22 protein-coding genes are annotated in these 26,846 nt (G+C 73.1%); 6 read left to right on the forward strand and 16 right to left on the reverse strand.

All coding sequences use genetic code 11. From position 1 onward, the window contains the following. The first annotated feature begins 585 nt into the window (after positions 1–585). Positions 586–882, forward strand: a complete 297-nt coding sequence (locus tag MFF58_RS22450; protein ID WP_238291201.1) for a hypothetical protein — start codon at positions 586–588, stop codon at positions 880–882. Between the two features lie 148 nt (positions 883–1,030). Here the strand turns inward: MFF58_RS22450 and MFF58_RS22455 are convergent, their stop codons facing one another. The 3 genes from MFF58_RS22455 to MFF58_RS22465 form a co-directional block, all read right to left on the reverse strand. Next, entirely contained in the window at positions 1,031–1,474 is a 444-nt protein-coding gene (locus MFF58_RS22455) for a DMT family transporter (RefSeq protein WP_238291202.1), read from the reverse strand. 773 nt (positions 1,475–2,247) lie between these two features. Beyond that, entirely contained in the window at positions 2,248–3,279 is a 1,032-nt protein-coding gene (locus MFF58_RS22460) for an aldo/keto reductase (protein WP_238291245.1), read from the reverse strand. A gap of 235 nt (positions 3,280–3,514) precedes the next feature. After that, positions 3,515–4,558 (reverse strand): alpha/beta fold hydrolase, encoded by a 1,044-nt coding sequence (locus tag MFF58_RS22465; protein WP_238291203.1) that lies wholly within the window; start codon positions 4,556–4,558, stop codon positions 3,515–3,517. A gap of 287 nt (positions 4,559–4,845) precedes the next feature. Between MFF58_RS22465 and MFF58_RS22470 the strand changes: the two genes are divergently transcribed. The 4 genes from MFF58_RS22470 (at position 4,846) to MFF58_RS22485 (ending at position 12,262) form a co-directional block, all read left to right on the forward strand. Further along, positions 4,846–6,882: a molybdopterin-containing oxidoreductase family protein gene (locus MFF58_RS22470; protein WP_238291205.1), complete on the forward strand. Its 2,037-nt coding sequence runs from the start codon at positions 4,846–4,848 to the stop codon at positions 6,880–6,882. 311 nt (positions 6,883–7,193) lie between these two features. Continuing rightward, the gene (locus MFF58_RS22475; RefSeq protein WP_238291206.1) at positions 7,194–8,516 is read left to right on the forward strand and encodes an MFS transporter; all 1,323 of its coding nucleotides are present in this window, start codon (positions 7,194–7,196) and stop codon (positions 8,514–8,516) included. An 88-nt stretch (positions 8,517–8,604) separates the two neighbouring features. After that, positions 8,605–9,609 carry a DUF2891 domain-containing protein gene (locus MFF58_RS22480; protein ID WP_238291207.1) on the forward strand — a complete coding sequence of 335 codons (1,005 nt, stop codon included), beginning with the start codon at positions 8,605–8,607 and terminating at the stop codon, positions 9,607–9,609. A gap of 223 nt (positions 9,610–9,832) precedes the next feature. Further along, complete coding sequence (locus MFF58_RS22485; RefSeq protein WP_238291208.1) at positions 9,833–12,262, forward strand: type IA DNA topoisomerase; 2,430 nt, start codon at positions 9,833–9,835, stop codon at positions 12,260–12,262. 231 nt (positions 12,263–12,493) lie between these two features. On the opposite strand, the gene MFF58_RS22490 is transcribed toward MFF58_RS22485, so the two are convergent. The 6 genes from MFF58_RS22490 to MFF58_RS22515 all read right to left on the reverse strand — a co-directional run bounded on the left by MFF58_RS22490 (position 12,494) and on the right by MFF58_RS22515 (position 19,977). Then, a complete protein-coding gene (locus tag MFF58_RS22490) occupies positions 12,494–13,852 on the reverse strand; it encodes an alpha-amylase family glycosyl hydrolase (RefSeq protein WP_238291209.1) in 1,359 nt (452 codons plus the stop codon). A gap of 193 nt (positions 13,853–14,045) precedes the next feature. After that, on the reverse strand, positions 14,046–15,101 hold the full coding sequence (locus MFF58_RS22495; RefSeq protein ID WP_238291210.1) for an alpha/beta hydrolase: 1,056 nt from the start codon (positions 15,099–15,101) through the stop codon (positions 14,046–14,048). 19 nt (positions 15,102–15,120) lie between these two features. Next, positions 15,121–16,242 carry an alpha/beta fold hydrolase gene (locus tag MFF58_RS22500; RefSeq protein ID WP_238291211.1) on the reverse strand — a complete coding sequence of 374 codons (1,122 nt, stop codon included), beginning with the start codon at positions 16,240–16,242 and terminating at the stop codon, positions 15,121–15,123. Between the two features lie 32 nt (positions 16,243–16,274). After that, positions 16,275–17,681, reverse strand: coding sequence for an MFS transporter (locus MFF58_RS22505; RefSeq protein ID WP_238291212.1), 1,407 nt, complete (start codon positions 17,679–17,681; stop codon positions 16,275–16,277). A gap of 83 nt (positions 17,682–17,764) precedes the next feature. Then, positions 17,765–19,288 (reverse strand): aldehyde dehydrogenase, encoded by a 1,524-nt coding sequence (locus MFF58_RS22510; RefSeq protein ID WP_373323375.1) that lies wholly within the window; start codon positions 19,286–19,288, stop codon positions 17,765–17,767. A 56-nt stretch (positions 19,289–19,344) separates the two neighbouring features. Beyond that, positions 19,345–19,977 carry a GntR family transcriptional regulator gene (locus MFF58_RS22515; RefSeq protein WP_238291214.1) on the reverse strand — a complete coding sequence of 211 codons (633 nt, stop codon included), beginning with the start codon at positions 19,975–19,977 and terminating at the stop codon, positions 19,345–19,347. Between the two features lie 124 nt (positions 19,978–20,101). Between MFF58_RS22515 and MFF58_RS22520 the strand changes: the two genes are divergently transcribed. After that, positions 20,102–20,893 (forward strand): alpha/beta fold hydrolase, encoded by a 792-nt coding sequence (locus MFF58_RS22520; RefSeq protein WP_238291215.1) that lies wholly within the window; start codon positions 20,102–20,104, stop codon positions 20,891–20,893. Positions 20,894–20,933: 40 nt separating this feature from the next. On the opposite strand, the gene soxA is transcribed toward MFF58_RS22520, so the two are convergent. The 7 genes from soxA to MFF58_RS22555 are packed head-to-tail and all read right to left on the reverse strand — an operon-like array spanning position 20,934 to position 26,843. Then, the gene (gene soxA / locus MFF58_RS22525) at positions 20,934–21,722 is read right to left on the reverse strand and encodes a sulfur oxidation c-type cytochrome SoxA (RefSeq protein ID WP_238291216.1); all 789 of its coding nucleotides are present in this window, start codon (positions 21,720–21,722) and stop codon (positions 20,934–20,936) included. 7 nt (positions 21,723–21,729) lie between these two features. After that, complete coding sequence (locus tag MFF58_RS22530; protein ID WP_238291217.1) at positions 21,730–22,050, reverse strand: thiosulfate oxidation carrier complex protein SoxZ; 321 nt, start codon at positions 22,048–22,050, stop codon at positions 21,730–21,732. 6 nt (positions 22,051–22,056) lie between these two features. Further along, a complete protein-coding gene (locus MFF58_RS22535; protein ID WP_238291218.1) occupies positions 22,057–22,524 on the reverse strand; it encodes a SoxY-related AACIE arm protein in 468 nt (155 codons plus the stop codon). Beyond that, a complete protein-coding gene (gene soxX, locus MFF58_RS22540; protein ID WP_373323376.1) occupies positions 22,521–23,048 on the reverse strand; it encodes a sulfur oxidation c-type cytochrome SoxX in 528 nt (175 codons plus the stop codon). The genes MFF58_RS22535 and soxX overlap by 4 nt, the downstream gene beginning before the upstream one ends. Before the next feature lie 8 nt (positions 23,049–23,056). After that, a complete protein-coding gene (locus MFF58_RS22545; protein ID WP_238291219.1) occupies positions 23,057–24,340 on the reverse strand; it encodes an NAD(P)/FAD-dependent oxidoreductase in 1,284 nt (427 codons plus the stop codon). Beyond that, positions 24,340–24,651, reverse strand: coding sequence for a c-type cytochrome (locus MFF58_RS22550; RefSeq protein WP_238291220.1), 312 nt, complete (start codon positions 24,649–24,651; stop codon positions 24,340–24,342). The genes MFF58_RS22545 and MFF58_RS22550 overlap by 1 nt, the downstream gene beginning before the upstream one ends. Then, entirely contained in the window at positions 24,648–26,843 is a 2,196-nt protein-coding gene (locus MFF58_RS22555) for a xanthine dehydrogenase family protein molybdopterin-binding subunit (protein WP_238291221.1), read from the reverse strand. Before MFF58_RS22555 ends, MFF58_RS22550 begins: the two co-directional genes overlap by 4 nt. Positions 26,844–26,846 lie beyond the last annotated feature (3 nt).

Genomic DNA, 26,846 nt, shown 5'->3' on the forward strand with positions numbered 1-26,846 from the left:
GGCGTCGAAGGCGTAGCCGGCGTTGATACCGAAGTAGGCGCCGGTCCAGGTGAACACCGGGACGGGGGTGAACACCGGCGGCGGGGCGGCCCGGCGCGGCAGGTCGGCGGCCGAGGCGGCAGCGGTCAGGGCCGTGAAGGCGGCGAGTGAAGTCAGCAGCTTGGTCATCGGGGTCCGTCCAACGTTTCGATCTGACGATAAAGCTACCGATCCCTGACGAAATTGGCTGTAGTTTTACGGACACACCAAGCCATATTGACCGGATCGACATAGTAAACCGTCGATTAACGTGCGTTCGACGACCGCAATACAGCGAGATTTACGTGGCCGGGCGCCACAACATCTCAGCGGCGCATTGGTTGCAAGCCGCCGCAGCGCTGCCCGCCCGGTGTTGCGGGCGCGCCACAGGTGGGACCGGCCGGCCCGTCGCAGCGCGTGGCGCGCACCCGGCACGCCGGCGGACCCCGACCGCTCCCGAGGTATCCGGGATCCAGAGGCCCAGGAACGACGGCCGATCCCCCGTGTTGCCGTCGACAGCCGCCAGGGCCGACACGGCCCGATCACGGCTCCATGAGGAGAGACCCTTTGCTCAAGATCGCATCGCTGACGACCGGCCTGCTTGCCGCCGGACTGTTCCTGACGCCCCTGCCTGCCTCGGCCGCGCAGATCGGCGTGGGAGCGATCCCTGAGGCCACGACGACCGTCGAGACGGTGCAGTACGGCTATGGTGGCTACGGCCGTCCCCACTACGGACGCCGCTTCTACGGCGGTCGGGGCCTCGGCTACGGCAGACATTTCCACGGCGGCCCCCGCTTCGGCCGCGGCTACGGCTATGGTCGCGGCTACGGCCGAGGCTACGGCTATGGGCGTCGCGGGTTCTAGTGAACCGCGAGCCACGCTGAGCTGGCGAGGCTGAGCCGCACCACGCTGAGCCGCACCATGGGAGGCCCGTTTCCATCGCCGGGAAGCGGGCCTCCCGCGTTTCGAGGCCCATCGCCGGCTGTTCCGCGGACGCTGCCGTGGCGCGCGGTCAGAACAGGGCCACCATCGCCACGCCCGCGACCATCAGCACGGCGCCGAGGATGCGCCACAGGCTCGCCGGATGCACCGCGAAGCCGACCCAGCCGTAATGGTCGAGCACGATCGAGAAGGCGACGCCCACCGTCACGATGATGCCCAGGAACGACGCCGCGCCGATCGCCGGCGAGGCGTAGAGCTGGGCGAGGATCAGCAGGACGCTGAAGAACCCGCCGAACCACGCCCACCAGGGCACCGTCGTCAGTTGTTGGCCCGTCGGAATCTCGAGCTTGCCGAGGGCGAGGCCGCCGACCAGCAACGCGGCCGTGCTCACGAGCAGCGTGATCAGCCCCGCCGTGACGGGCAGGCCGAGCGACTTGGACAGCGTCGCGTTCTGGCCGGGCTGGATCGCGTTGGCGATGCCGGCGAGGATGGTGAGACCGTAGAGGAACAGCATGCTTGGCTAGCACCGGGACGTGCGGCCAAGGTCCGCGACGGTGCTGTACATCTTTGACGCGCCCCCGGTGATCGGGCCCGGGGATCCTCGCCCTCCGGCACGGCCGCACGGCAAGCTTCGCCCTGCGCGACATCCCCGCGATGCGGGGCGCGGTCGTGAGACACGCGCTCCCCGGGGCGGCGATCCGCAGCGCCGGATCGCCCGATGCGGGGCCGATGGGCCGCGTCTCGGGCCAGCGCATGACGGCGCGGGGCCACCCTGCCATCCCGCCCGGCCGTCGATCTCCGGCGAGGGGCGGGCAGGGGGCGGGCAAGAGGCGGGAGCCTGCCATGCGGCAACCCGCGCCGGGGTGACGCGGCGGATCAGCCCCGCCCTTCGGACACCGTCGGCGGCCGGGGTCGTCGACCGGCGCGGCCGTCGCTCCCCGGGCCGCGCCGGACCGTCAGCGACCGCTGATAGCGTCCCCGTGCAGGGCGCGACGCGACGCCTCGAGGCCTCCCTCGCGGTGCCACAGCCACGCTGTTGCAGCCACCCACGGACCACCGATCAGGATGAAGGCGAGCAAGCCCATGGTTCACCCCTTTGCGCACAGCCACCACGGCCGCGGTGGCGATTCGAAGCCAGATTACGCCCAGACCGACCGCCGTGGAACCGTTCTTCGCATCGGCCCCGTCTGCCGATCGCCCGCGCGCTCCCTGCCGCCGTATCCAGGGCGATCGCCCAGGCCGATCGCGCATAGGCCGGTCGCGCCCCGAAACCGTGGGGGCGGTCCCTCACCAAGCGGTCGGCTTCGGGTTGCGCTCGTCGAAGCCCTTCTGGTGCCAGTAGGGATAGATCGGGGTCTCCTGGCTCGCGGCGTCGAGGCGGCCGACCTGCTCGGCCGTCAGGGTCCAGCCCAGCGCCCCGAGGTTCTGCTCGAGCTGCGCCTCCGTGCGCGCGCCGACCACGATGTTGCACACGGTCGGCCGGGTCAGGAGCCAGTTGAGCGCCACCTGCGCCACCGTCTTGCCGGTCTCGGCCGCCACGGCGTCGAGCGCATCCACCACGCCGAACAGGTACGCGTCCGAGACCGGCGGCCCGCCCTCGGCGCCGCCGGCGGCGATGCGGCCGCTCTGATTGGGCTGGCCGCGGCGGATCTTGCCGGTGAGACGGCCCCATCCCAGCGGGCTCCACACCATCAGACCGACGCCCTGGTCGATCCCGAGCGGCATCAGCTCCCATTCGTAATGCCGGCCGATCAGGGAATAGTAGCCCTGGTAGGCCACGTACCGGGCGAGCCCGTAGCGCTCCGAGGTGGCCAGGGCCTTCATGAGCTGCCAGCCCGAGAAGTTCGAGGCGCCGATATAGCCGATCTTGCCCGAGCGGGTGAGATCGTCGAGGGCGCGCAGCGTCTCGTCCACGGGGGTGAGCGCGTCGAAGCCGTGCATGAAGTAGACGTCGATATGGTCGGTCCCGAGCCGCTTCAGGCTGGCCTCGCAGGCGCGGACGAGGTGGTGGCGCGACGAGCCGACCTGGTTCGGATCGGCGTCGAAGCGGAACGTCGCCTTGGTGGAGATCAGGGCCCGCTCGCGCCTGCCCTTGAGGGCCTGTCCCAGGATCTCCTCCGAGGCGCCGGCCGAGTAGATGTCGGCCGTGTCGAAGAAATTGACGCCGGAGGCGAGGCAGAGATCGACCATCCGGGTGGCCTCGGCGACGTCCGTCTGCCCCCAGCGCTCGAAGAACGGGTTCGTCCCGCCGAAGGTGCCGGTGCCGAAGCTGAGCACCGGCACGGTCAGGCCGGAGCGTCCGAACTGCCTGTATTCCATCATGTCCTCCGTGCGACCGCGCCTCCGCGGGCGCGCCTCCCGGTCCAACGCGGCCGGCCGCTTCGGTTCTCCCCCGCGCACGGCAGGTCTGCCGTGCACGGGGGAGGGGCGGGGCGTCGTGTCGGCCGTGAGGCCCGTTGATCGGCGCATGGCCGATCCGCCCGGCCGGGCGTGGCGACGGCGTCCGAGCCCCCGCGCCGCAAGCCTGTCCCGCGCGGCGACGTTCAGGGAGCGATCAGGGAGCGCGCGGGGGCAACTCGTCCGATGCGGCCAGGAAGGCCCGGACGGTGTCGCGCAGGAAGGCGGCGTCGGCCGGATTGCCCGAGGGATTGCCGGCGCGATGACCCCAGATGCTCGGGATCGGCAGCAGCCGGGCATCGCGCAGGTGGGGCAGCTCGGCCGCGTTGTCGGCGACGCGGAAGTAGAGGTCGGTCTCCCCCGGCATCAGCAGCAGCCGGGCCGTGATCGCCCCCAGCGCCCGCGCGAGGTCTCCGCCGAAGCGCGGGTCGCGGCTGATGTCGCCCGCATCCCAGGTGCAGAGCTGCGCGTAGAGGTCGGCGGCGGGCCGGAGGGCGAAGCGCTCCTCCCAGTCGGTGCGCAGGAAGGTGTCGAGGTCCGGCGCGCCGAGCGCGGTGCGGTGCAGGTCCGCCCGGTAGAAGTCCTGGCTGAGCGCCCAGCCCGCGTAGATCCGCCCGAAAGCCCGCAGGGCGGCCGCGGGCTCGGCCGCGAAGCGGCCCGCGCCGCGGTGCTCGGGGGCCGCCTCCAGCACCGCCATCAGGCCCTTCAGGAAGACGCGGTTGTGCGTGGCCGTGCGGGCGCTCCCGCAATTGATCACCGCCCGCGCGACCTGTTCGGGGAACAGGGCGGCCCAGTGATAGGCCTGCTGCGCGCCCATGGACCAGCCGTAGACCGCCTGGAGCCGCTCGATCCCCCAGGTCTCGACGAGCAGGCGGCGCTGGGCGCGGACGTTGTCCCAGGCGGTGACGAGCCCGGGCCAGCCCGGCGTGTTCGACGGGCTCGACGACAGGCCGTTGCCGAACATGTCGGGGATCACGATGAACCAGCGGCCCGGATCCAGCACGGCGTCGGGCCCGATCAGCCATTCGAGGTCCGGGTGCCGGGCCGCGTAGCTCGTCGGGTAGAGCACGACGTTGTCGCGCGCAGGGGAGAGGGTGCCGTGCGTCTTCCACCGCAGGCGCGCGCCGGGCAGCACCGCCCCCGACTGCAGGGGCAGGTCGCCGAGTTCGAAAGTGCCGGTCGCCGTCGGCCAGCCGGTCACGGGCGGAGCGTCCGGTCGAAGCCGGCGGGCCAGCGGGCTGGGCCGCGCAGGCGGGTGTTCAGGCGGGCGTTCAGGCTGCCGCGCTGCGCGCGCTTCGCCCCGCGGGGGTCCGGCGGGCGGCGGAACGGGACCGACGGGGGGAGGTGGCGGACGGGCATGGCCCCATGAGCGGCCGCATCGGGCCGTCGGTCAAGGTCGTGCGGGTCTCGTCTCACGAATCGTCGGAAGCGCCTCGAAAAACGCATGGTCTTTGCATCATCCCTGGCGGTGCCACGGGAGTTCGTCGCTTGGTCCGGACCGTCTGCCCGCACGATTGCCCCTCCGCCTGCAGCCTCGACGTGCAGGTGGCGGACGGCCGCGTCGTCTCGGTCCGGGGCGGTGACAATCCCTACACGGCGGGGGTGATCTGCGCGAAGGTCAGCCGCTACGGCGAGCGCGTCCACCATCCCGACCGGATCCTCCACCCGCTGGAGCGCGTCGGCGCGAAGGGCGGCGGGCAGTGGCGGCGGATCACCTGGGACGCGGCGCTGGACCGGGTGGCTGCGGCCTTCACGGAGGCCGCGGAGCGCTGGGGACCGGAGGCGGTCTGGCCGTACAATTCGGGCGGCACCATGGGCCTCGTCCAGCGCGACGGCATCCACCGCCTGACGCACGTGATGGGCTACTCGCGGCGCAAGCGCACCATCTGCACGGCGATCGCCATCGCGGGCTGGAGCGCCGGAACCGGCCGGATCGCCGGGCCCGATCCCCGCGAGATGGCGCAGTCCGACCTGATCGTGGTCTGGGGCGGCAACCCGGTGAGCACCCAGGTCAACGCGATGGGCCACATCAGCCGCGCCCGCAAGATGCGGGGCGCCAAGCTGGTGGTGATCGACCCCTACCGCACCGGCACCGCGGCGGCCGCGGACCTTCACCTCGCGCCCCGGCCCGGCACCGACGGGGCGCTGGCCTGCGCGATCCTCCACGTCCTGTTCCGCGACGGCTACGCGGACCGGGCCTACCTCGCCGCCCATGCCGAGGACACGGCGGCCCTGGAGGCCCATCTCGCGTCGCGCACCCCCGAATGGGCGGCGGCGATCACCGGGCTCGAACCCGCGGCGATCGAGGCCTTCGCGGCCCTCTACGGCGCGACGCCGCGCAGCTACATCCGCTGCGGCTTCGGCTTCACCCGGACCCGCAACGGCGCCGTGAACCTCCACGCGGTGACCTGCCTGCCGACCGTCACCGGCGCCTGGCAGCACGCGGGCGGCGGCGCCCTCTGGCAGCAGGCCGCGATCTTCAACTGGGACAAGACCCTGACGGAGGGCCTCGACGTCAAGGCGCCCGGCGTGCGCGAGCTCGACATGAGCCGGATCGGCGCCGTGCTGGACGACGATCCCGACGCCCTGCAGGGCGGCCCGCCGGTGCGCGCCATGCTGATCCAGTCGGCCAATCCGGCCGTCTCGGCCCCCGACAGCGTCCGGGTGCGCGCGGGGCTGGCGCGGCCGGACGTGTTCGTGGCCGTGCACGAGCAGTTCATGACCGAGACCGCCGCGCTCGCCGACCTCGTGCTGCCGGCCACGACGTTCCTGGAGCACGACGACATCTACGGGGCCGGCGGCCACAGCCACATCCAGGCGGGACCGAAGCTCCTGGAGCCGCCGGGGGAATGCCGCTCGAACCACGCGCTGCTCGGTGCGCTCGCCGACCGCCTCGGCGCGGATCATGCCGGTTTCCGCCTGAACGCCCGGGACCTCGCCGACGCCACCCTCGCCCGGTCCGGCTGGGGCGGCCTCGACGGGCTGGAGGCGGCGGGCTGGATCGACGCGCAGCCGGATTTCGCCGAGAGCCATTTCCTGACGGGGTTCGGCCATCCGGGCGGACGCTTCCGCTTCGCCCCCGACTGGGCTTCGCTGGGGCCCCGCTCGGCCGGCATGCCGGCCCTGCCCGACCACTGGCCCGTGGCCGAGCCCGGCGACGCGGAGCACCCGTTCCGTCTCATCGCACCGCCGGCCCGGCAGTTTCTCAACACCACCTTCACCAACGTCCCGGAATCCATCCGCCGCGAGGGGCGGCCGACCTGCCTGATCCATCCGGAGGACGGGGCCCGCCTGGGGATCGCCACGGGCTGCGCCGTCGAGATCGGAAATGTGCGCGGCCGGGTGCGGCTGCACGCCCGCCTCGCTGAGGGCCAGCAGCCCGGCGTCGTGGTGGTCGAGAGCCTGTGGCCGAGCGCGGCCTTCGCCAGCGGCGGCGGGATCAACACGCTGATCGGCGCGCAACCGGCGGCGCCCAACGACGGCGCCACCTTCCACGACACCGCGGTCTGGGTGCGCGCCGCCTAGGGCCGCACCCGATCGCGTGGCCATCGGGCACGGCGCCGGGTCTAGTTGCGACGCGCGCGCCGAGGGCCGCGATGACCGGATCGACGGGCATCGGCACCGCGCGATCTGCACCGAGGCGTTCGACACCGTAGCCAAGTGCGGGCTTCCCGTGCTTCAGGCGGGTCCGGTCGCCGGATCGCGGAGGGCGGCGTCCCGGGGCCGCGGCCGCCGGATCGCGCGCGCCGTCACGGATCGGCCGGTCCGGCCGGTGACGGGCGGCCTGCCGATCCGGGAATGGGCCGATCCGGGAATGGGCCGCTCGGGGGATGAGAATGACCACGGCCTCGTACGACGCGGCGCTGGCCTCGACCGGCGTCGGTGCGTTCCAGAAGCGCCTGTTCGCGGTGTTCGGCCTCGTCTGGGCGGCGGACGCGATGCAGGTGCTCGCCATCGGCTTCACCGCCCCCTCGATCGCCGCCCGCTTCGGCATCCCCGTGCAGCAGGCGCTGCAGGCGGGAACCGCCCTCTTCCTCGGCATGCTGGCCGGCGCCTTCCTGTTCGGCCGCCTCGCCGACCGTTTCGGGCGCCGGCCCGTCCTGATCGCGACCGTGCTGATCGACGCCGCCTTCGGCCTCGCCTCGGCCTTCGCGCCGAATTTCGGTTGGCTCGTGGCCCTGCGGTTCCTGACCGGCCTCGGGGTCGGCGGCACGCTGCCGGTGGACTACGCGATGATGGCCGAGTTCCTGCCCGCCGACCGGCGGGGCCGGTGGCTGGTGGCCCTGGAAGGCTTCTGGGCGGTCGGCACCGTGGCGCTCGCGCTCGCCTCGCTCGCCGCGCAGGGGGCGCGCCCGGAGGAGGCGTGGCGGCTCGTCTTCGCGGTCACCGCCGCGCCGGCGCTGATCGGACTCGGGCTGCGCTTCCTGATCCCCGAGTCGCCCCTCTTCCTCCTGCGGCGCGGCCGCATCGCGGAAGCCAACGCCGTGCTCGCGACGGTCGCGCGGACGAACGGGCGCCCTGGCCGCGCGACCGCGCTGGCGAAGGCCGCCGGAGCACCCGCGCCGCCGGAGGCCGCCGGGTCGATCTTCCGTCCGGACCTCCGGCGGCGCTCGGCGCTGATCCTGGCCGTCTGGCTGCTCGTCTCGGCCTCGTACTACGGCGTCTTCGTCTGGCTGCCGGTGCGGCTGGCGGGACAAGGGTTCGGTTTCCTGCGCGGCGAGGCCTTCCTCGTCCTGGTCGCGCTCGCGCAGGTGCCGGGCTATGCGCTCGCCGCCTACGGGGTGGAGCGCTGGGGACGACGCCCGACCCTCATCGCCTTCCTGCTTCTCAGTGCGAGCGGCTGCTTCGCCTACGGCCTCGGGGCGTCGGTCGGCCTCCTCGCGGCGGCGACGCTTCTGATGAGCTTCGCGCTGCTCGGCACATGGGGCGCCCTCTACGCCTTCACGCCGGAACTCTATCCCACCCAACTCCGCGCGACCGGCATGGGCAGCGCCGGCGCGGCGGCACGATTGGGGGGATTGCTCGCACCGACCGTCCTGGCCCCGGTGGTCGCGACCGGCTTCGGCCTCGCGCTCGGTGTCTTCGCCGCGCTGCTCGCCCTCGCCGCCGCGCTCACGCTGCTGATCGAGGTCGAGACCAGACGGATGCCCCTCGGGTGACGCCCGTGCTTCGAGCTGACCGGGTGGCGCTCGCGTCGTGCGGGCGCCACCCTCGCGGTTCCGATCGGACGCCGCCTGGAGAATCGTGTTGCGCCACACCCTGACCGCCGAGGCCGCGGACCGCTTCGCCGCCGTCACGCTCGGGCATGTCACCCGGGAATATCCGAACAAGCCGGACCACGTGCTGGCGGGACCGGAGGAGGCCCGCACGCCGTCCGCGCTGCACCCGATCTTCCACGGCAGCTACGATTGGCACTCCTGCGTGCACGGCTACTGGCTCCTGGCGCGCGTGCTCCGGCGCTTTCCGGAGGGCGCCCAGGCGGTGGCGATCCGCGCCCTGTTCGATCGTCAGCTGACGCCCGCGAAGGTCGCCGGCGAATGCGCCTACCTCGCCGCGCCGGGCGCGCGGGGGTTCGAGCGCCCCTACGGCTGGGCGTGGCTTCTCAAGCTCGCCGACGCGCTCGCGCATCTGCCGGAGACGCGATGGTCCGGCGCGCTCGAGCCCCTCGCGGGCCTGTTCGCCCAGCGCTTCCGGGACTTCCTCCCCGTCGCGCGCTATCCGGTGCGGGTCGGCACCCACTTCAACACCGCCTTCGGCCTGCGGATGGCCTTCGACTATGCCGAGGGCACGGGCGACGCGGCTCTGGCCCGGCTCCTCATCGACGCGGCGGACGCTTGGTACGACGCGGATGTCGATTGCCCGGCCTGGGGCGAGCCGAGCGGCGACGACTTCCACTCGCCCGCCCTGATCGAGGCGGAGTGCATGCGCCGCCTCCTCCCGCCGGCGCGCTTCCGGCCCTGGTTCGATCGCTTCCTGCCGCGCCTCGCCGATCGCCAGCCCGCGACCCTGTTCGCGCCGGCCGTCGTGACGGACCGCAGCGACGGCAAGATCGCCCATCTCGACGGTCTGAACCTGAGCCGGGCGTGGTGCCTGCGGGCCCTGGCCGGGGGCCTGCCGCCGGACGATCCCCGCCGACCGACGATGCTGGACGCGGCCGAACGCCATCTGGATGCGAGCCTCCCGCACCTGGCGGTGCACTACATGGGGGCGCATTGGCTGGCCAGTTTCGCGGTGCTCGCCCTGGAGGCGTAGTCCCCGGACGTCCCGAGCGGCTGCCGCGCGCGCCCGGTCGGCGCCCGCGCCGATCGAGGGATGCGGAGACCGTCCCCGAGGGCCCTTCCCGTTCCCGGCGGGGCCTTTCCCGCTCCCGGCGGAGGGCGACACCGCCGACGCCTCTGCCGACGCCCCTTCGGCACGAGCCGGCGCGTCCACGACCCTGGCACCGGTTGCATGTCCGGCGGACTTGGAACAAAATATGAACGCGCGGCCGCGTGCAGCGGGCGCCTTCGCGGGCAGCGACATGTCACCTCCGTGCTCCGGCCGCACGCTGTTCTTCTTCGAGAAACCCTCGGCGATGCGGCAGCTGCAGCGCTTCTTCCGTTCGCCGAACACCGTCTGCGTCGCCGCCGAGGGTCACCTGCTGGCGGCGGCGGAGCCGGGCAGCATCCGGCCCGAGTGGAAGCCGTGGCGCTTCGACGCCCTGCCGATCGTGCTCGCCACGATTCCTGTCAGCTCCGGCACGAACCGGTCCGGCCAGTCGCACGAGCCGAAGATCGCCGCCATCCGGCAGGCCCTGCACGGCGTCGAGCGCGTGATCATCGCCACCGATCCCGGCCGCGAGGGTTCGATGATCGCCTGGGAGGTTCTGGAACACCTCGGCTGGCAGGGCCGGGTCGACCGGCTCAAGCTCGGCGCGCTCGACGATGTCTCGATCCGCCGCGCCTTCGCGGCCCTGGCCAAGGAGCCGGCGTCAGGCGAGCGCGACTACGCCGCCTACCTCGAAGCGCTCTGCAGGCAGTACGAGGATTACCACCTCGGCCTGAACGGCACGCGGGCCATCTCGCTGCGCCTGCGTCCGCCCGCCTTCCGGGAGCCGTGGCGCTTCGGCGGCGTGCAGACGCCCACCTTGGCCATCCTGGCCGATCTGGAAGACCGCATCCGCGCCTTCGTGCCCCAGGACTTCTTCAAGGTCGCCCTGCATCTCGGCACCCGGTCCGGTGCGGCGCTGACCCTGTGGCATGCGCCCAAGGAGCGGATCGTCGACGCGGCCGTGGCCGAGACGATCCGGGCCGCCGCAGCGGCGTGGTCGGGTCCCCTGGCGGTCGAGCACAAGGATGTGCGGCGGGCGCCGCCCCGTCTGTTCTCGAAGGACACCCTGGCCCGGCGCTGCGCCAAGCGGTTCGGCTGGGACCCGCAGCACACGGCCGGCCTCGCCCAGGACCTCTACGATCAGGGCTTCCTCAGCTACCCGCGCACCGAGTCCGAGGTCCTGCCGGAGGGGCAGGCTGCCGACGCCGCGACGGTGATCGACGCGGTGGCTTCCGTGCTGAGCGACATGCGCAGCGTGGTTTCGCGGGACGCCGTGCCTCTGATCCGCCGGGGTGTGCGGGGGCATTACGTCAAGGATCCGGGCGAGCACCACGCGATCGTGCCCCTGCGCAAGGTCCCCGAGCGCGGCCGCCTCTCGGCCGATCAGTTCCGGCTGTGGGAGCTCGTCGCGAAAGCCTACCTCGCCGCCCACCTCCCCGACGGGATCGATGCCCGCACGAGCGTCGCGGCCGAGGTCGGGACGCCGCTCGGCCCGAAACGGTTTGCCACGTCCGGCAGCGTCGTACGCGCGCCGGGCTGGCGCGCGGTCTATGGCAGCGAGGCCGAGCCGGAGGCGGACCTCGTGCCCGGCAAGGCCCGGCGCGAGGCGGAGGCCCCGTCCGCTCGCCTGCCGAACGTGAACGACGGCGAAGACGCCTCGGCCGCGCGCGCCGACATCGTCACCGCGATGACCGAGCCGCCACGGCGGATCACCCGAGGCGAGCTGCCGGTGGTGATGGGACGGCTGATCGACCAAGTGGATGATCCGGCGGTGAAGCGAGCCCTGGAGAACCCCGTCAACCCGAACGAACCCAAGGGTCTCGGCACGGCCGCGACCCGCGACACGATCCTGCCCAAGCTCCTGAAGAGCCGCTACATCGCGCTGGCGAACGGCAAGGATCCCGCCATCGAGGTCACCGAGGTCGGGCTGGCCTTCATCACGGCGGTGCGACGGGTGTTCCCGGCCTACGGCGATCCGGTCGGGCGCGCGATGTTCGAGGCGGAATTGGCCGAGATCGGCCGGGCGGCCACGCGTGCTGAGGCCGTCCAGCGCGCCGACGCCTTCCGGCAGCGCACGCGCGCCCGCCTCGACGAGCTGATTGCCGCGATCTCGCGCTCACCGGCGATCGACCTCGATCCGAGCCTGATCCCGCCCGGTCAGGCCGACGATCGGCCGCCGACGCCGGCCATGAGGGCGTTCGCGGTGAGCCTGGCGGCCCGAAAGGGCGTGACCCTGCCGCGAGGCTGCAAGAGCAGCATCAGCGTCTGCCGGGCCTTTCTCGACGCCCATGCCGGACCGCGCGCGCAGCCGGAGGACAGCGCCGGCCAACCCGGCCAACCGCGCGTCCCCAGCGCGGCGATGCTCGGCTATGCGCGCAGCCTCGCCGCGGCGCGCGGCATCAACTGTCCGCCGGAGACCGAGACCGACTTCGACGCGTGCCGGCGCTTCCTCGATGCCCATGCCGCCGCGCCGCAGCGCGGGTCGGGGGCGCCGCGGTCGAGCGGGGTCAAGGGTCAGGAGCCCACGGAGCGGGGGAAGCGGCGGGGCAGGGCGGCGCGGGCGCCGAAGGAGGCAGCCGCACGCCGTCGCGCCTGAGATCCGCGGCGGCCGCGCGGGATCGCCGCGGGTTCGGGTGCCGCGCGACCGGGCCACCGGCGCCCGGCCGGCATGCCGGACCGCTGGCCGGACAGCCGCGGCGGGTTGCCGCGGCCCGCTGCGCCCGTGAGCCCCCGGCCGGTCGCCGGCCCGCAGGTCGGCGATCACCGTTCCGGCGGGGCCGACGGGGCTCGAAGGGAGACCGGCGTCCGGACACGATCGCACCGTGGTTCAGGCGGATAGGATCGCCCAGCCGTGGGGGCCGAGGCTCACCCGCGCGGCGCCGTCGTCGCCGGGGACGAGGTCACCGTCGCCCACCTCGACGCGACGGGCCCCCGGCACCGGCAGCAGGGCGGGCCCGTCGTCGAGGTTCAGTGCGATGAGCAGGGGCTGATGCGCCTCGGTCTGATGCGTCCCGGTCAGCTGCCGCCCCGACAGCGCGAGCACGAGCTGCGCGTTGGCCAGATGGATCTGCCGCGCACGGGGCCGATGCAGCCAGGGATGGCGCCGGCGCAGGGCGATGAGGCTCTGGTGCAGGCGGTAGATCGGCCAGCCGTAGGGGGCGAGTTCGGTCGGCGTCGCCGCGAAGGACGGGCGGATCGCATCATCCCCGCCCACCCGTTCCTCCTTCACGCCCCGGAACGCCTGCTCGTCGCCGGCGTAGATCGAGGGCGTCCCGCCGCAGGTGAACAGGATCGCGAGTGCGTGGGGCAGGTGCCGCTCGTCGGAGAGCCGGCTGGCGATGCGCGTCACGTCGTGATTGCCCACGAAGGTCAGCGGCACGAAGGTGTCCAGGTAGCCGTCGTGGCGCTCCAGCGCGTGGGCCAGTTCGAACAGGTTGCGATCGTTGAGGGCGCTCCAGACCGCCTTCCAGAGTTCATACTGGGTGACGGCATCCATGCCGGTATCGCGCACGATGCCGGCATAGTCGCCGTGAATCACCTCGCCGACGATGTAGGCGTCCGGGTGGTCGGCGCGGATCCGGGACAGCACCTGCGCCCAGAAGCGCCGGGGGACGGCGTAGGCTGCGTCCAGCCGCCAGCCGTCGGCGCCGCGGGCGAGCCAGTGATCCAGGATCGCGGCGACGTAATCCGCCACCTCCGGCGCGTCGTGATCGAGGGTGACGAGCTGGCGATGCCCCTCGAAGCAGGCATAGTCCGGCTCCGTCCCGGGTGCGGTGCCGCGCGGCCAGGACAGCTTGAACCAATGCGCCCGGTCCGCCTGCGGGCCGCGATGCAGAACCTCCTGGAAGGCGGGATGCCCGCGACCGACGTGGTTGAAGACTCCGTCGAGGAGGACGCGCAGGCCCCGCGCGTGCGCGGCCTCGATCAGGGCGTCGAAATCGGCATCGTCGCCGAGACGCGGGTCGATCCGGAAGGGATCGATCGTGTCGTAGCCGTGGGTCGAGGCCGCGAAGATCGGCCCGAGCGCCAAGCCCGAGGCGCCGAGTTCGACCGCGTAGTCGAGCCAGGCATGCAGCTGGGGCAGGCGATGCACGACGGGCGCGCCGGCAACGGCCTCGGGCTCAGCGCCGACGAAGCCGAGCGGAAAGATCTGCCACCAGACAGCGTGTTGGATCCAGGCTGGCACCAGACCTCCGTGCACCTCAAGCTGCGGATGAACTTCACTCCGCCCTCAAAGTTGCAGCGCCGGTCGCGTTCGCTCCGCCCGTCCGCCCCGGGGCGCGGGGTACGACCCTGCGTCGGACCGCCCCGGCCCTGACGCGCGTCGGGCACGGAGCCGATCCGCCCGCGACGGTCCGCCCCCGGCCGGCCGCGCGGCCCTATCGCGCCAGATGCCTGTCGAAGAAGCCCGCGATCTCCTCGAACACCGCCCGGGTCTCGGGCGCGGTGTCGTCCCGGATGTAATGGGCATGGGACTGGCCTTCGCCGACCTGAAGAAAGGCCTCCACGCCGGCCTCGCGCAGCTTGCGATGCACGCGCACCGTGTTCGAGAGCAGCAGGTCGCGCGTGCCGGTGGTCAGGATGGTGGGCGGGAAACCCCTGAAGTCGCCGTAGACGGGCGAGAGCATCGGATCCTTGAGGTCGTGACCGTCCGCGTAGACCTTGGCCCCGTCGTCGCAGAAGCCGTCGGGCGAGACCAGCACGTTGTCGAGCATCGCGTTCGTCACGAAGCTGTCGCCGACCTTGGTGGTGTCCGACATCGGCGTGCCCGGCGCGATGGCGGCGGGCAGGGGCAGTCCCTCCTGCTTGGCCCGCAGCACCATGGCGAGGGTCAGCGCGCCGCCGGCCGAGGTGCCGAAGATCGCCGTCTTCCTCGGATCCGTCGCCCGCGTGACGGCCTTCCAGACCGTCATGGCGTCGTCGTGGGCGGCCGGATAGACGGCCTCCGGCGGCATGCGGTAATCGACCGAGATCACCTTGAAGTGGCCGAACCCGGCCATGAACAGCGCCTCCGGCAGGCCGGCCTCGCCGGGGTTGAGCACGTAGCAGCCGCCGTGGACGTGGACGAGCACCCGGTCGCGGTTCTCCGGCGGGACGAATTCGGGGGTCACGATGAAGGCCCGCACCCCGTCGATCGTCGTGCGCGCGACCGTCACGTGCAGGCGCTCGATCATGCCGGGCACGAGCTTCCTGAGCGCCTCCGCGCCGGTCTCGGCGACGGGCTTCCAGGCCGCGCCGTCCTTCGGGTGGATGTCCCAGTTGGTCCGCAGCGGCAGGCCGATGATCTTGCCCATCTGCGGGCTGACGTCGGCGGGCACCGGCACGGACTTGGCCGGCACCTGCAGCGGGGCGGCCTGCTGCTGCGCCGCGGCGGGGCCGGCGGCGAGCGCCGCAGCCAGAACCGCGCCGATCGCGATCGTGGTCTTCCCGATCATCACCTGCCCCCTCGCTGTCTCAGCGGCCGCGCGGCGCGCCCGCATCCAGGAAATCCCGGACGGTCCGGTTCATGTAGTCCACGTCCGCGGCCTTGGTCGCCGTGGCCGTCGTGTGGCCCTGCACGGACGGCACGGCGACGACGCTCGCCTGCGGGATGTAGGCGCCGGCCTCGCGCGCCTCCTCGACCGGATTGTACAGGTCGAGGCTGCCGCCGGTGAGGATCAGGGTCCGGGCCTTGATCGCGGCGAGCGCCTTCCGGACATCGCCGCCGAACCCGGGGGTCTGGCCGATGTCGTGGCGGTCGTAGGCCCAGGTCTGGGCGATCCAGTCATTGGCGTCGAAGCCGGATTTCAGCACCGCCTCCTCCTGCGCGCGCATCCAGGGCAGGATGTCGAGGGGCTGCGGGGCGATCCCGCGCAACGCCTCGGGCGTCCGGGCGGCCAGCACCTGCAGGATGTCGGCGCGCAGCCGCCACCCCTGCTCGGGCTGCCGGTCGTAGGCGCCGTCCTTGAAGGCGGGGTCGAGCATCAGCGCCCTGCGGGTCGCCTCGTTGACGGCGATCGACCACGGCGCGGTGCGCGCCATGGGGGTGAGCGCCACCAGGGCGTCCATGAAGCCCGGATGGCTGACGCCCCATTGCAGCGCCTGCATGCCGCCCATCGAGGCGCCCGCCACCGCCACCAGATGGGTGATCCCGAGGCGGTCGAGGAGCCGCTTCTGGCTCTCCACCATGTCGCGGATGGTGAAGTGCGGGAAGGCCGTCCCGTGCTGGCTCGCGCTGGTGCTCGGGCTCGTAGACAGCCCGTTGCCGATCGCGTCGGTGGCGACGACGAAGTACCGATCCGTGTCGAGGGCCTTGCCGGGACCGATGAGGAAGTCGATCCGGTGATGGTTGCCGCCGATCGCCGTGGTCATCAGGATCGCGTTGGACTTGTCGGCGTTCAGCGTCCCGTGGGTGACGTAGGAGATCGAGAAGTCCCGGATCGTCTCGCCGCTCTCCAGCGGCAGGTCGCCCAGCCGCTCCAGCCGGTGCGGCGGGTCGTTCGGACCGTGCGCCGCGGACGGCGACAGTCCGGCAGCCAAGAGGCAAACGGCCAGGGACCATCCCAACCGTCCGGCCGTCGCGCGATGTGCCCGCATCCCCGTCTCCCGTATCCGGTGTCGCCGCGCGCTCAGGCGATCGGGCGCGGCACCGCCGCGCGCGCGCCCGATGCCGGGCCGTCCTCGGCCGGCGCGAGGACCGGCTCGAGGCTCTCCAGGCTCTGGCGGCGCGGCTCGACGCCGAAGACGGCGACCGCCACGATCTGCAGGGCCAGGAGGGCGATCATCAGGCCGGTCACGCCCGCGATGCCGTAGGCCTCGAACAGGCTCACGACCAGGAAGGGCGTCACGATGGTGGCGCCGCGGCCGACCGTGTTGCACAGGCCCGACGCCCTGAGCCGCACCTCGGTGGGGAAGAGTTCGGGGATGTAGATCCCGAACAGGAGCGCCACCAGCACGTAGATCGGCACGGTGAGCCCGAACCCGACCAGCGGCAGCAGCACCGGATCCTGCGTCATCGGGTACAGGATCCCGAACAGGATGGCGGCCGCCGAGGCGCCGATGATCGTCGGCTTGCGGCCCCAGCGGTCGGCGGTGAGCGCGCCGATGGCGCTGCCCACCGGCGCGCCGAGCCCCATCAGCAGGGCGTAGCCGAAGGAGGTCGCCACCGAGAGGCCCTGCCGGATGAAGAAGGTCGGCAGCCACGTCACGAAGCCGTAGAGCAGCGTGTTGATCACCACGAGGCAGAGGCAGCCGAGCAGCAGGCGCGACAGCAGCGGCGGCCGGAACAGGGCGAAGAGCCCGAGCTGCGGCACGGGCGCCGACACGGCGGCCGGCGGCAGGGGTGCGCCGCGGGCGGCCTCGGCCTCGATCGACCGCATCAGCGCCTCGGCCTCGGCGTGGCGGCCGACGGCCTCCAGCCAGCGCGGCGATTCCGGCAGGTTCTTGCGGGCGTACCAGACGGCCAGCGCCCCGAGGCCGCCCAGCGCGAACATCGCCCGCCAGCCGAAGACCGGGATGACGAGATAGCCGATCAGCGAGGCGGCCGGCAGGCCGGTGACCACGAAGACCGCCATCAGGCCCAGGAAGCGCCCGCGGGAACGCGCCGGCACGAACTCGGTCATGGTCGAGTAGCCGACCACGTTCTCGGCCCCGAGCCCGACGCCCATGATGAAGCGCAGGATGATCAGCACCGTCATGTTCGGCGCGAAGGCGGCGCCGATGGCGGCGAGGCCGAAGACCAGGAGGTTCGCCTGGTAGGTGAAGCGCCGGCCGTAGCGGTCGCCGAAGAAGCCCGTGAGGAACGAGCCGGCCATCATGCCCACGAAGGTCGCCGAGACGAACCACGCGTTCTGCGGCAGGGTCGAGAAGCCGCTCTTCAGGGTCGAGCCCAGCACGGTGGCGGCGATGTAGATGTCGAACCCGTCGAAGAACATGCCGATCCCGATCAGCCACATGATGCGGCGGTGGAACGGGCCGATCGGCAGGCGGTCGAGGCGGCCTCCAGCGTTGACCGCCGGGCTCACGGGTTCGGGCATGGGGCGTTTCCTTCCGGGCTTCGGGTTCGGCGCGGAAGGGGCCCGTCTGGCGCGGACCTCGCATCCCCCCGCGCGGTCGTGCGTCAGTTCAGGCGGCGCTGGCCGGCCGTGTCGCGGTACCAGTCGAAGGGCCCGTCGCCGGTGGCGACCATGATGCTCTTCACGTCGAAATGGTCGTTGAAGCTCTCGATGCCGCACTCGCGGCCCAGCCCGCTGTCGCCGACACCGCCCCACGGGGAGGCGGGGTCGAGGCGGTGGTGGTCGTTGATCCAGACGATGCCGGCCTTGACCGCGTGCGCGACCCGGTGGGCCCGGGCGACGTCCCGGGTGCGCACCGCCGCGGCGAGGCCGAAGGGCGAGTCGTTGGCGAGCCGGAGCGCCTCGGCCTCGTCCTCGAAGCGGGTGACGCTGGTGAACGGCCCGAACACCTCCTCCTGGAAGATGCGCATGTCGGCGGTGACGTCGGCGAAGACGGTGGGCTCGACGAAGTAGCCGCCCTCGAAGCCCGGCACCGTCGCGGCCTGGCCGCCCGCGACCGCGCGGGCGCCCTCGTCGCGGCCGTAGCCGGCATAGGCGAGAACACGGTCGCGCTGGCGCTCGGAGATGACCGGCCCGAGCTGGGTCGCGGTGTCGAAGGGGTCGCCGAGGCGGATGGAGGCCGTCTTGGCGGCCAGCCGCTCCACGAACTCGTCGTAGATGGAGGCCTGGACGAGGTGGCGGCTGCCGCACACGCAGGTCTGGCCGGCGCCGATGAAGGCGCCGAAGGCCGCGTAGTTCACCGCCCGCTCGACGTCGAAATCGTCGAACACCATCACGGGGGTCTTGCCGCCGAGCTCCATGGTCTGGTGGGCGAAGACCTTCGCGGCCGCCGAACCGGCGATCCGGCCGGCCTCGGTACCGCCGGTGAGCACGAGCTTGTTGATGTCGCGGTGCTCGGCGAGCGCCTTGCCGGTGGAGGCGCCCAGGCCCAGCACGATGTTGAATACGCCCGGCGGCAGCCCGGCCTCGGTGAAGATCTGCGCGAGCTTCAGGGTCGTCAGCGGCGTGTACTCGGAGGGCTTGACCACCGTGGTGCAGCCGGTGGCGAGCACCACCGCCAGCGACTTGCACAGGATCATCAGCGGGTGGTTGAACGGCGTGCAATTGGCCACGACGCCGATCGGCGTGCGGCGGGTGTAGTTGAGGTAGTTGCCCTCCACCGGGATCACGTCGTCGCGCCGCGCCAGCGCCACCCCCGCGAAGTAGCGGAAGAAGTCCGGCAGCCGCGAGAGCTGGGCCCGGGTCTCGTTGACCGGCCGACCGTTGTTGGTGGTCTCCAGCCGGTAGAGCGCGTCGAGGTTCGCCTCGAAGGCGTCGGCGAGCCGGTTGACCAGGCGGGCCCGGGCCCGGATGTCCATGCCGCCCCAGTCCTTGCCCTCGAAGGCGGCCCGGGCGGAGCGCATCGCCCGGTCGACGTCGGCCGGCCCCGAATTCGGGATGCGGGCGATGACCGCGCCGGTGGCGGGGTTGCGCACGTCGATCAGGGTGCCGTCCCCGGCCTCGACCTCGCGCCCGTCGATGAAGTTGCCCCGGGTCTCGATCGCCGGTGTCGGCTCGCGCATGTTCATGGCGTCTCTCCCGTATCGCGTCGCGCGGCCGGCCCGCGGGCCCCGCCGGCGCTGGTTCAGAGGACGACCGCGCTGCGCTCCAGCGCGGTCAGGATGCGGCGCTCGGCCTGGGCGACGTGCGCGCGCACGAGGCGCCGCGCCCCGCGCCCGTCGCGGTGCTGCACGGCGTCGATGATGGCGGCGTGCTCGTCCACCAGCTGCGCCGGATCGCGCCCGCGGATGCCGTCGAGGCTGACCCGCACGAGCCGGTCGGCCTGCTCGACGAGGTCGCGCACGGTGGCGGCCATGCGCCGGTTGCCCGAGGCTTCGGCCAGGGCGATGTGGAAGGCGCGGTTCTCGGCGATGAAATCGGCTCCCTCGGCGACCGTGCGGAACGCGTCGAGGGCGTCGAGGGCGGCCTGGGGCGCATCGGCCGCCGCCTCCGCCGCGCAGGCCGGCTCCAGCGCGAGGCGCATGCGGAGCAGATCGCGCGCGTCGGAAACCGAAATTGCGTTGATCTGATATCCCTGGCGGGCGTGAACCGTCACGAGCCGCTCGCGCTCCAGGCGGAGCAGCGCCTCACGGACCGGCTGGCGGCTCACGGCGTAGCGCTGGGCCAGCTCCTGCTCGCGCACCTCCGCGCCGGGTCGCAGCGTGCAGGCCAGGATATCGGCGCGGATCGCCGCGTAGATGTTGTCTCGGAGCAGCACGGACGGCCTCTTTCGATGATCCATGCTGCCACTCGTGAAATATCACGTCAACCGGGTTGATGCCGACTGATCGGAATGCGACAGCGGATTGAAACCGCGGATCGGGCGGGCGGGGGAGGTCTGGATGCAATCGATGGTCGCGGATGGACAGGTGGCGCTCGCGGTCTCCGGTGAGGGGCCGCCCCTGGTGCTGCTGCACTCGCTGCTCGCCGACGCGACGAGCTTCGACCGGGTCGCGCCCGGGCTCGGACGGGACTTCCGGATCCTGATCCCCGACCTGCCCGGCTTCGGCGGGTCCGCGCCGGCGCCGGGCGGGCTCGAGGCCGTCGCCGACCGGGTGGCGCAGGCCGTGCGCGAGGCGGCGGACGGGCAGCCCGCGGCCGGTCTCGGCAACGGCTACGGCGGCTTCGTGCTGCTGCTCTGCGCCCTGCGCCATCCCGGCCTGTTCGACCGCCTCGTCCTCGCGGATTGCGGCGCCTGCTTCCCGGAGCCGGGGCGCGAGGCCTTCCGCGGCATGGCGCGGGCGGCGGGCGAGAAGGGGCTCGCGGCGATCGCCGACACCGCGATGCGCCGCCTGTTCGCGCCCGCCTTCCAGGACGCCCATCCGAACCTGATGGCGGAGCGGCGCGCCGCCTTCCTGCGCACCGATCCGGCGGTCTTTCAGGCCGCCTGCGCGGCGCTCGCCGGCCTCGACCTGCGCGGACGCCTGTCCGAGCTGCGCGTCCCCGTCCTCGTGCTGGTCGGCGAGCACGACGAGGCCACCCCGCCCACCATGGGGCGCGAGCTCGCCGCCGGCCTGCCGGAGGCCACGTTCGTCATGGTGCCGGACTGCGCCCACGTCCCGCAGCTTCAGAGCCCCGAGGCCTTCGAGACGGAAGTCAGGGCGTTCCTCCAGGGGCAGGCCGCGCGCCGCTGAGGCGCCCGGAAGGGCCCGCGCGTCACGGGCGCCGGTGGCCTCAGGGGCGTATCGCGGGCGTCTCGACCGGCAGCGGCGCGGCCCGCGTCGCGAGGTAGAGCTCAAGGGCCGTGTAGTCCGGCGCGCCGTCGGGGAACGGTTCCGCCCGCATCCCGGTCAGGCAGTTGCGCAGGCGCCGCTGGAGCGAGCCCAAGGCCTGCCATTCCAGGCGGTAGAGCGGGTAGCCGGTCGGGTGCCCCTGCGGGATGGTCGCCGAGCCGAGGCGGCGCCCCCAATGGTCGTCGTGGCAGATGGCGCAGGACAGGCCGAGTTGTCCCATCCGGCGCGCGAAGAGCGCCCGGCCCGCGGCCCGCGCGGGCTCGAGCCGGGTGTCGCCGGGCGGGGCGATCGGCAGGCCCCGCGACTGCAGGGAGACGAAGGCGGTCAGCGCGAGGATGTCGGGGCTCTCGTGCGGCAGGGGCTCCCCACCCTGCCGCTCGCGCCGGCACTGATCGATCCGGCCCTGGAGGTCGATCGGCCGATGCGTGCGCTCGTCCCAGGCGGGATAGCGCGCCGCCACGCCGCGCATGCCGGCCTCGGCCGTGCCGTGACACCCGGCGCAGGAGGGCTTGCCTGATGCGGGCGGGCGCCCCCACAGCTCGGCCCCGTCGGCGACCGCGAGCATGCCGGGATTGGCGGTGTCGTCCCGCTGCATCGCGCGAAGCTCGGGGCTCATCTGGTCGAAGCCCGAGCGCCGGTCGACCGGGGCCCCATCCCCGGCGCCGGCCGGCGGGCCGCACAGCAGGCACGCGACGAGGGCGAGCGGCTTCACCGTCGAGCGGCGCGGCATCCTCGCCTCAGCCGACCGCGATCGCCGCGGTCTCGGTCTGCTCGAAGCCGTTGTCGCCGCGCCACGTGAAGGTGAAGCCGCCGCTCCGCGTCGCGACCCAGGTGAAGGTCAGGTAGGGGTTGGCCGACGAGGCCGGGAACAGCTCGGCGCGGAAGATCTCATCGCCCTCGAAGCGGCAGACGAACTCGGTCACGATGTTGCGCGCGAGGATGCGTCCGTCGGGGCCCGGGCGGAACCCCGTCTCCATTGGGTGGGAGAGCAGCGTCTTGATCGCCACGACCTCGCCCGGCTTGGCGGTCTTGGGCAGGTTGATCAGGGTGCGGGCCATCCGGTCTCAGCCCTCCAGGCAGGCGGCGAGCGTCACGATCGCGTCGGCGCTGGCGGACCAGTAGGTCCCGTCGCTCATCTCGGCGATCGCGGTGATCCGCTGCGAGTCCGCGAGGCGGATGCGCGTCGCGACCTGCGCGCGCCCGGCCTCCGGCCCCAGGTGGACCGTGACGACGTTCGGCTGCGGGTTCCGCTCGTTGAACACGCCGATCCGGCGGACGTGGTCGGCCGGAATCATCGGGCTCTCGACGCTCACGCTGAGCGGCACCGTGTTGCCGTTCTCCACGAGCGGCGGCAGGTCGAGGGTGACCCGGCCCGGCCGGATCGCGCTGGTGCCCGCGAAGCGCCGGATCGCGGATTCGGTGGTCTCCGTGCGCGGCAGGGGCGCCGCCCCGGCGGGGCGCAGCGCGACGGCGAGGACGGTCCCGGCCGCCCCGGCCAGCACGCGGCGGCGATCCGGACGCTGCGCGGTCATGGCGATTCCTTCGGCTTCGCTTCGGTCGCGGGCTCGCGCAGGGTGGCGAGGAAGGCGACGACGTCCTCGATCTCCCCCGCGTCCAGGATCGGGCGCCCCTGCCACGCCCTGCCGACGCGGTCGAGATTCGTCAGGCTGTAGTAGGATGGCATGATCGTGTCCGGGTTCAACACCCGCCCGTCCACGAGGCGCAGGCGCAACGCCTCCGCGCTCCGGCGGGCGCCGACGCCCGTGAGGTCCGGGGCGAGATTGCCCTGGAACCGCTCCTCGGGGAAGGGGCCCGCGTGGCACAGGAGGCAGAGCCCGCGGGTCCGGTCGGCGACGATCCGGCGCCCGCGCGCCGGATCCCCCGGGTGGCCCGTGAGGGATTCGGGGATCGCGTCGCCGACGATCGCGTCGGGCCGCACGGGTGGACCCACGGCTTCCCCGGCCCGCGCCGCGCCCGGGATCGAGGTCACCAGCGGGATCGCGACGAGGCCGGCGACGAGGCTGGCGACGGGGCCGGAGACGGGGCCGGCGGGCACCCGGCAGCTCACCCGAACGCGTCCCGGGTGATCGTCCGGTACCAGTCCTCGCCCTGCGCCGCCTCCTGCGCGCGCTGGGCGGCCGGCGCGCCCAGCGGGCTCGTGCCGCCCGCCCCCGGGACGTCGGCCAGGAGCCCGTTCGCCGGGTGGAACACGCCGGCGATCGAGATGCCGTAGCCCGGCGCGACGAGGCTGTAGCAGGTGTTGATCAGCTTCGGGGTCTGCGGCGCGCGGCCGGCGAGCAGGTCGAGGACCGCCTGCGCGCAGACCTTGCCCTGGGCGTTGGCCGAGAAGGCCGATTTCGGCATCGCTCCGGCGACCGCCGCGTCGCCGATGACGTGGATGCCGGCGACGCGCTGCGATTCGAACGTCACGGGGTCGATCGGGCACCAGCCGCTGCGGTCGGCGCAGCCGGCCAGCACCGCGATGCGGCCGGCCCGCTGGGGCGGGATGATGCAGGCCACGTCCGCCTTGTACTCGGCGAAGTCGGTGCGCACGACCATCGCGGCCGGGTCGACCGCCGTGACCTGCCCGCCGGAACTCAGCGGCACGTGTTCCAGCACGTCCGGGTAGAGCGTCGCCCACGCCTCCTCGAACAGCTTCTGCTTGGAGAAGGTGTCCTTGGCGTCGAGCAGGATCAGCTTGGCCCGCGGCTTCCGGGTCTTGAGGAAATGCGCGATCAGGCTCGCGCGCTCGTAGGGGCCGGGCGGGCAGCGATAGGGATTGGCGGGCGCCGACAGGACGACGGTCCCGCCCTCCGGCAGGGCCGCGAGCTGGCGCGCCAGCAGCACCGTCTGCGCGCCCGCCTTCCAGGCATGCGGCATGGCGGTGACGGCCTGTGCGTCGTAGCCCGGCACGGCGTCGAAGCGCAGGTCGATGCCCGGCGACAGGATCAGGCGGTCGTAGGGCAGGCTCGCCCCGTCCGCGAGGCTCACCCGGCGCGCATCGGGATCGACCGCGCTCGCGGTGGCGGGCAGCAGCGTCAGGCCGGCCCGGCCGAGCCCGTCATACCCGAAGGTCTGCGCCTCGATCCCCCGCAGGCCCGCGACGACCTCGTTGCTGAACGGGCAGGCCACGTAGGTGGGGGACGCCTCGACGAGGCTCACGGCGGCGCCGCCGCGGGCGAGGTAGCGCGCCGCGGTGGCGCCCCCGAACCCGGCGCCGACGACCACGACGCGCGGGGCGGTGCCGGCGCGCGCCGGGCATGCCAGCACGGTTGCGGCGGCGCCGCCGATCAGGGCGCGCCGGGTCGGCGCGGGCGTCCCTGCCGGTCCGGAGAGCGTTGCGCACATCAGGGCGTCCCCCGGCCCGCGAACCACGCGGCGATCGCCCGGCTCTCGGCCTCGTCGAACCCGCGGGCGATGCGGTTCATGATCGTGGCCGGGCGTTCGCCGGAGCGGAAGGCGGCGAGCGCCCCCGCGATCTCGGATTCCGGCCGGCCGTCGAGGGCGCCCATCGCCGCCCCGGCGGCGTGGCAGCCGGTGCAGGACGCGGCGCCGGCCGGCGGACGGATCTCCGCCGGAGGCGGCTCGGCCGCGGGCGCCGCGTTCGCCCCGAGCACGGCGAGCGCGGCGGCCAGCCGAGCGCGGCGGGCGCGGATCATGCCCGGCGCAGGTCCGTGTTCCGGAGCGGCAGCTGGCGCACGCGCTTGCCGGTGGCGGCGAAGACCGCGTTCAGCACGGCGGGCGCCGCCACCGCGATCGTCGGCTCGCCGACCCCGCCCCAGAACCCGCCGGACGGCATGAGGATCGCCTCGACGGCCGGCATCGCGTCCAGGCGCATCACCGGGTAGGTGTCGAAGTTGGTCTGCTCGATCCGCCCGTCCTTCACGGTGCATTCGCCGTAGAGGGCGGCCGACAGCCCGTAGACGAACGAGCCCGCCACCTGCGCGTCGATCTGCTGCGGGTTGACGGCGTGTCCCGGGTCGGTGGCGGCCACGATGCGGTGGATCGTCAGATCGCCCGCGTCGGAAACCGACACCTCCGCGGCGCCCGCCACGTAGCTGCCGAAGCCCATCGTCTGGCACAGGCCGCGGAACACCCCCGCGGGCGGCGCGGTCCGCCAGCCGATCCGCTCCGCCACCGCCTCCAGCACGGCGCGGTGCTTGGGGTGGTTGCCCATCAGCTTCAGCCGGAAATCCAGGGGATCCTGGCCGGCCGCGTGGGCCAGCTCGTCCATGAAGCATTCCAGGTAGATCGCGTTCGGGTTCAGGTTCACGCCGCGCCAGAAGCCCGGGATGATGTGCGGGTTGCGCATCGCGTGATCGACGAGGAGGTTCGGGATCGTGTAGCCGATCGCCGCCTCGGGCCCGCCGGGGTTGAGGCCCTGGAACGTGACGGGGTCGCGGCCGTCGACCATGCGCTGCGGGGCGATCGCCGCCAGGATCGACTGGCCGGAGATGCGCATGTGCAGGCCGGTGAGGGCGCCCTTCTCGTCGAGGGCGGCGCGCAGGCGGCACTGGGTGACCGGATGGTACCGGCCGTGCGTCATGTCCTCCTCGCGGGTCCAGATCAGCTTGATCGGCGTGCCCGGCATCTCCTTGGCGATCAGGACGACCTGATGCACCCAATCGTGGGTGGCACCGCGCCGCCCGAAGCCGCCGCCGAGGTGGATCTTGTAGACGTCGCACTGCGTCGCCGGCAGCCCGGCCGCCTCGGCCGTGGCGGCGAGCGCCGCCTCGCCGTTCTGCGTCGGCGTCCAGACCTCGCAGCGCTCCGGCGTCCACAGCGCGGTCGCGTTCATCGGCTCCAGGGTGGCGTGGTTCTGGAACGGCACCCCGTAGACGGCCTCGACCACCTTGGCGGCGCCCTTCAGCGCGCCCGCCACGTCGCCGGCCTTGTTGCCGATGAAGGCCTGCTCGGCGTCGAGCCCCTCGCGCAGGGTCGCCGCGATGGTCTGGCTCGACACCGCGGCGTTCGGGCCCTCGTCCCAGGTGATCGGCAGGGCGTCGAGGGCGGTCTTGGCGCGCCAGAACGTGTCGGCGACCACCGCCACCGCGCTGTCGCCGACCTGGAGCACGCGGCGGACGCCCGGCATCCCCGCGACGGCCTTCGCGTCGAAGCTCTTCACGGTGCCGCCGACCACCGGGCAGTCGCGGATCGCCGCGTTCAGCAGGTTGGGAAGCTGGATATCGAGGCCGTAGACCTGGCTGCCGTCGAGCTTGGCCAGGGTGTCGAGGCGCTTCAGCGGCTGGCCCGCGATGGTCCAGTCCTTCGGGTCCTTCAGGACCACGTCCTTCGGCGGCTCCATCTTGGCGGCCGCGCCGGCGACGGCGCCGTAGGTGGTGCTGCGCCCCGAGGCGGCATGCGTGATCACGCCCTTCTCGGCCCGGCACGCCTCGGCCGGGACGCCCCAGCCCTTCGCGGCGGCCGCGACCAGCATCATCCGCGCGGCGGCGCCGCCTTTCCGGACGTACTCGTTCGACTCGCGGATCCCGCGGCTGCCGCCGGTGGAGTAGTCGCCCCACACCCGCTTGCGGGCGAGGTTCTGGCCGGGGGTCGGGTACTCGGTCGTGACGCGGGCCCAGTCGCAGCCGAGTTCCTCGGCGACCAGCTGGGCGAGGCCGGTGAGCGTCCCCTGGCCCATCTCGGAGCGGGCGATGCGGATCACCACGGTCTCGTCCGGCCTGACCACCACCCAGGCGTTGACCTCCGGCGCCACGGGAGCCGCCCCGAGGGTCGCGGCGTCCGCGGGGGCGGGGAGGGGGATGTGGAAGCCGAGGGTGAAGATCCCGGCGGCCGCGCCGCCGAGCAGGGAGCGGCGCGAGGGCCGGGAGCTTCGTGCGGTCACGCCCATCGG

The sequence above is a fragment of the Methylobacterium longum genome (assembly GCF_022179385.1).
GTDB classification, from domain to species: Bacteria; Pseudomonadota; Alphaproteobacteria; order Rhizobiales; family Beijerinckiaceae; genus Methylobacterium; species Methylobacterium longum.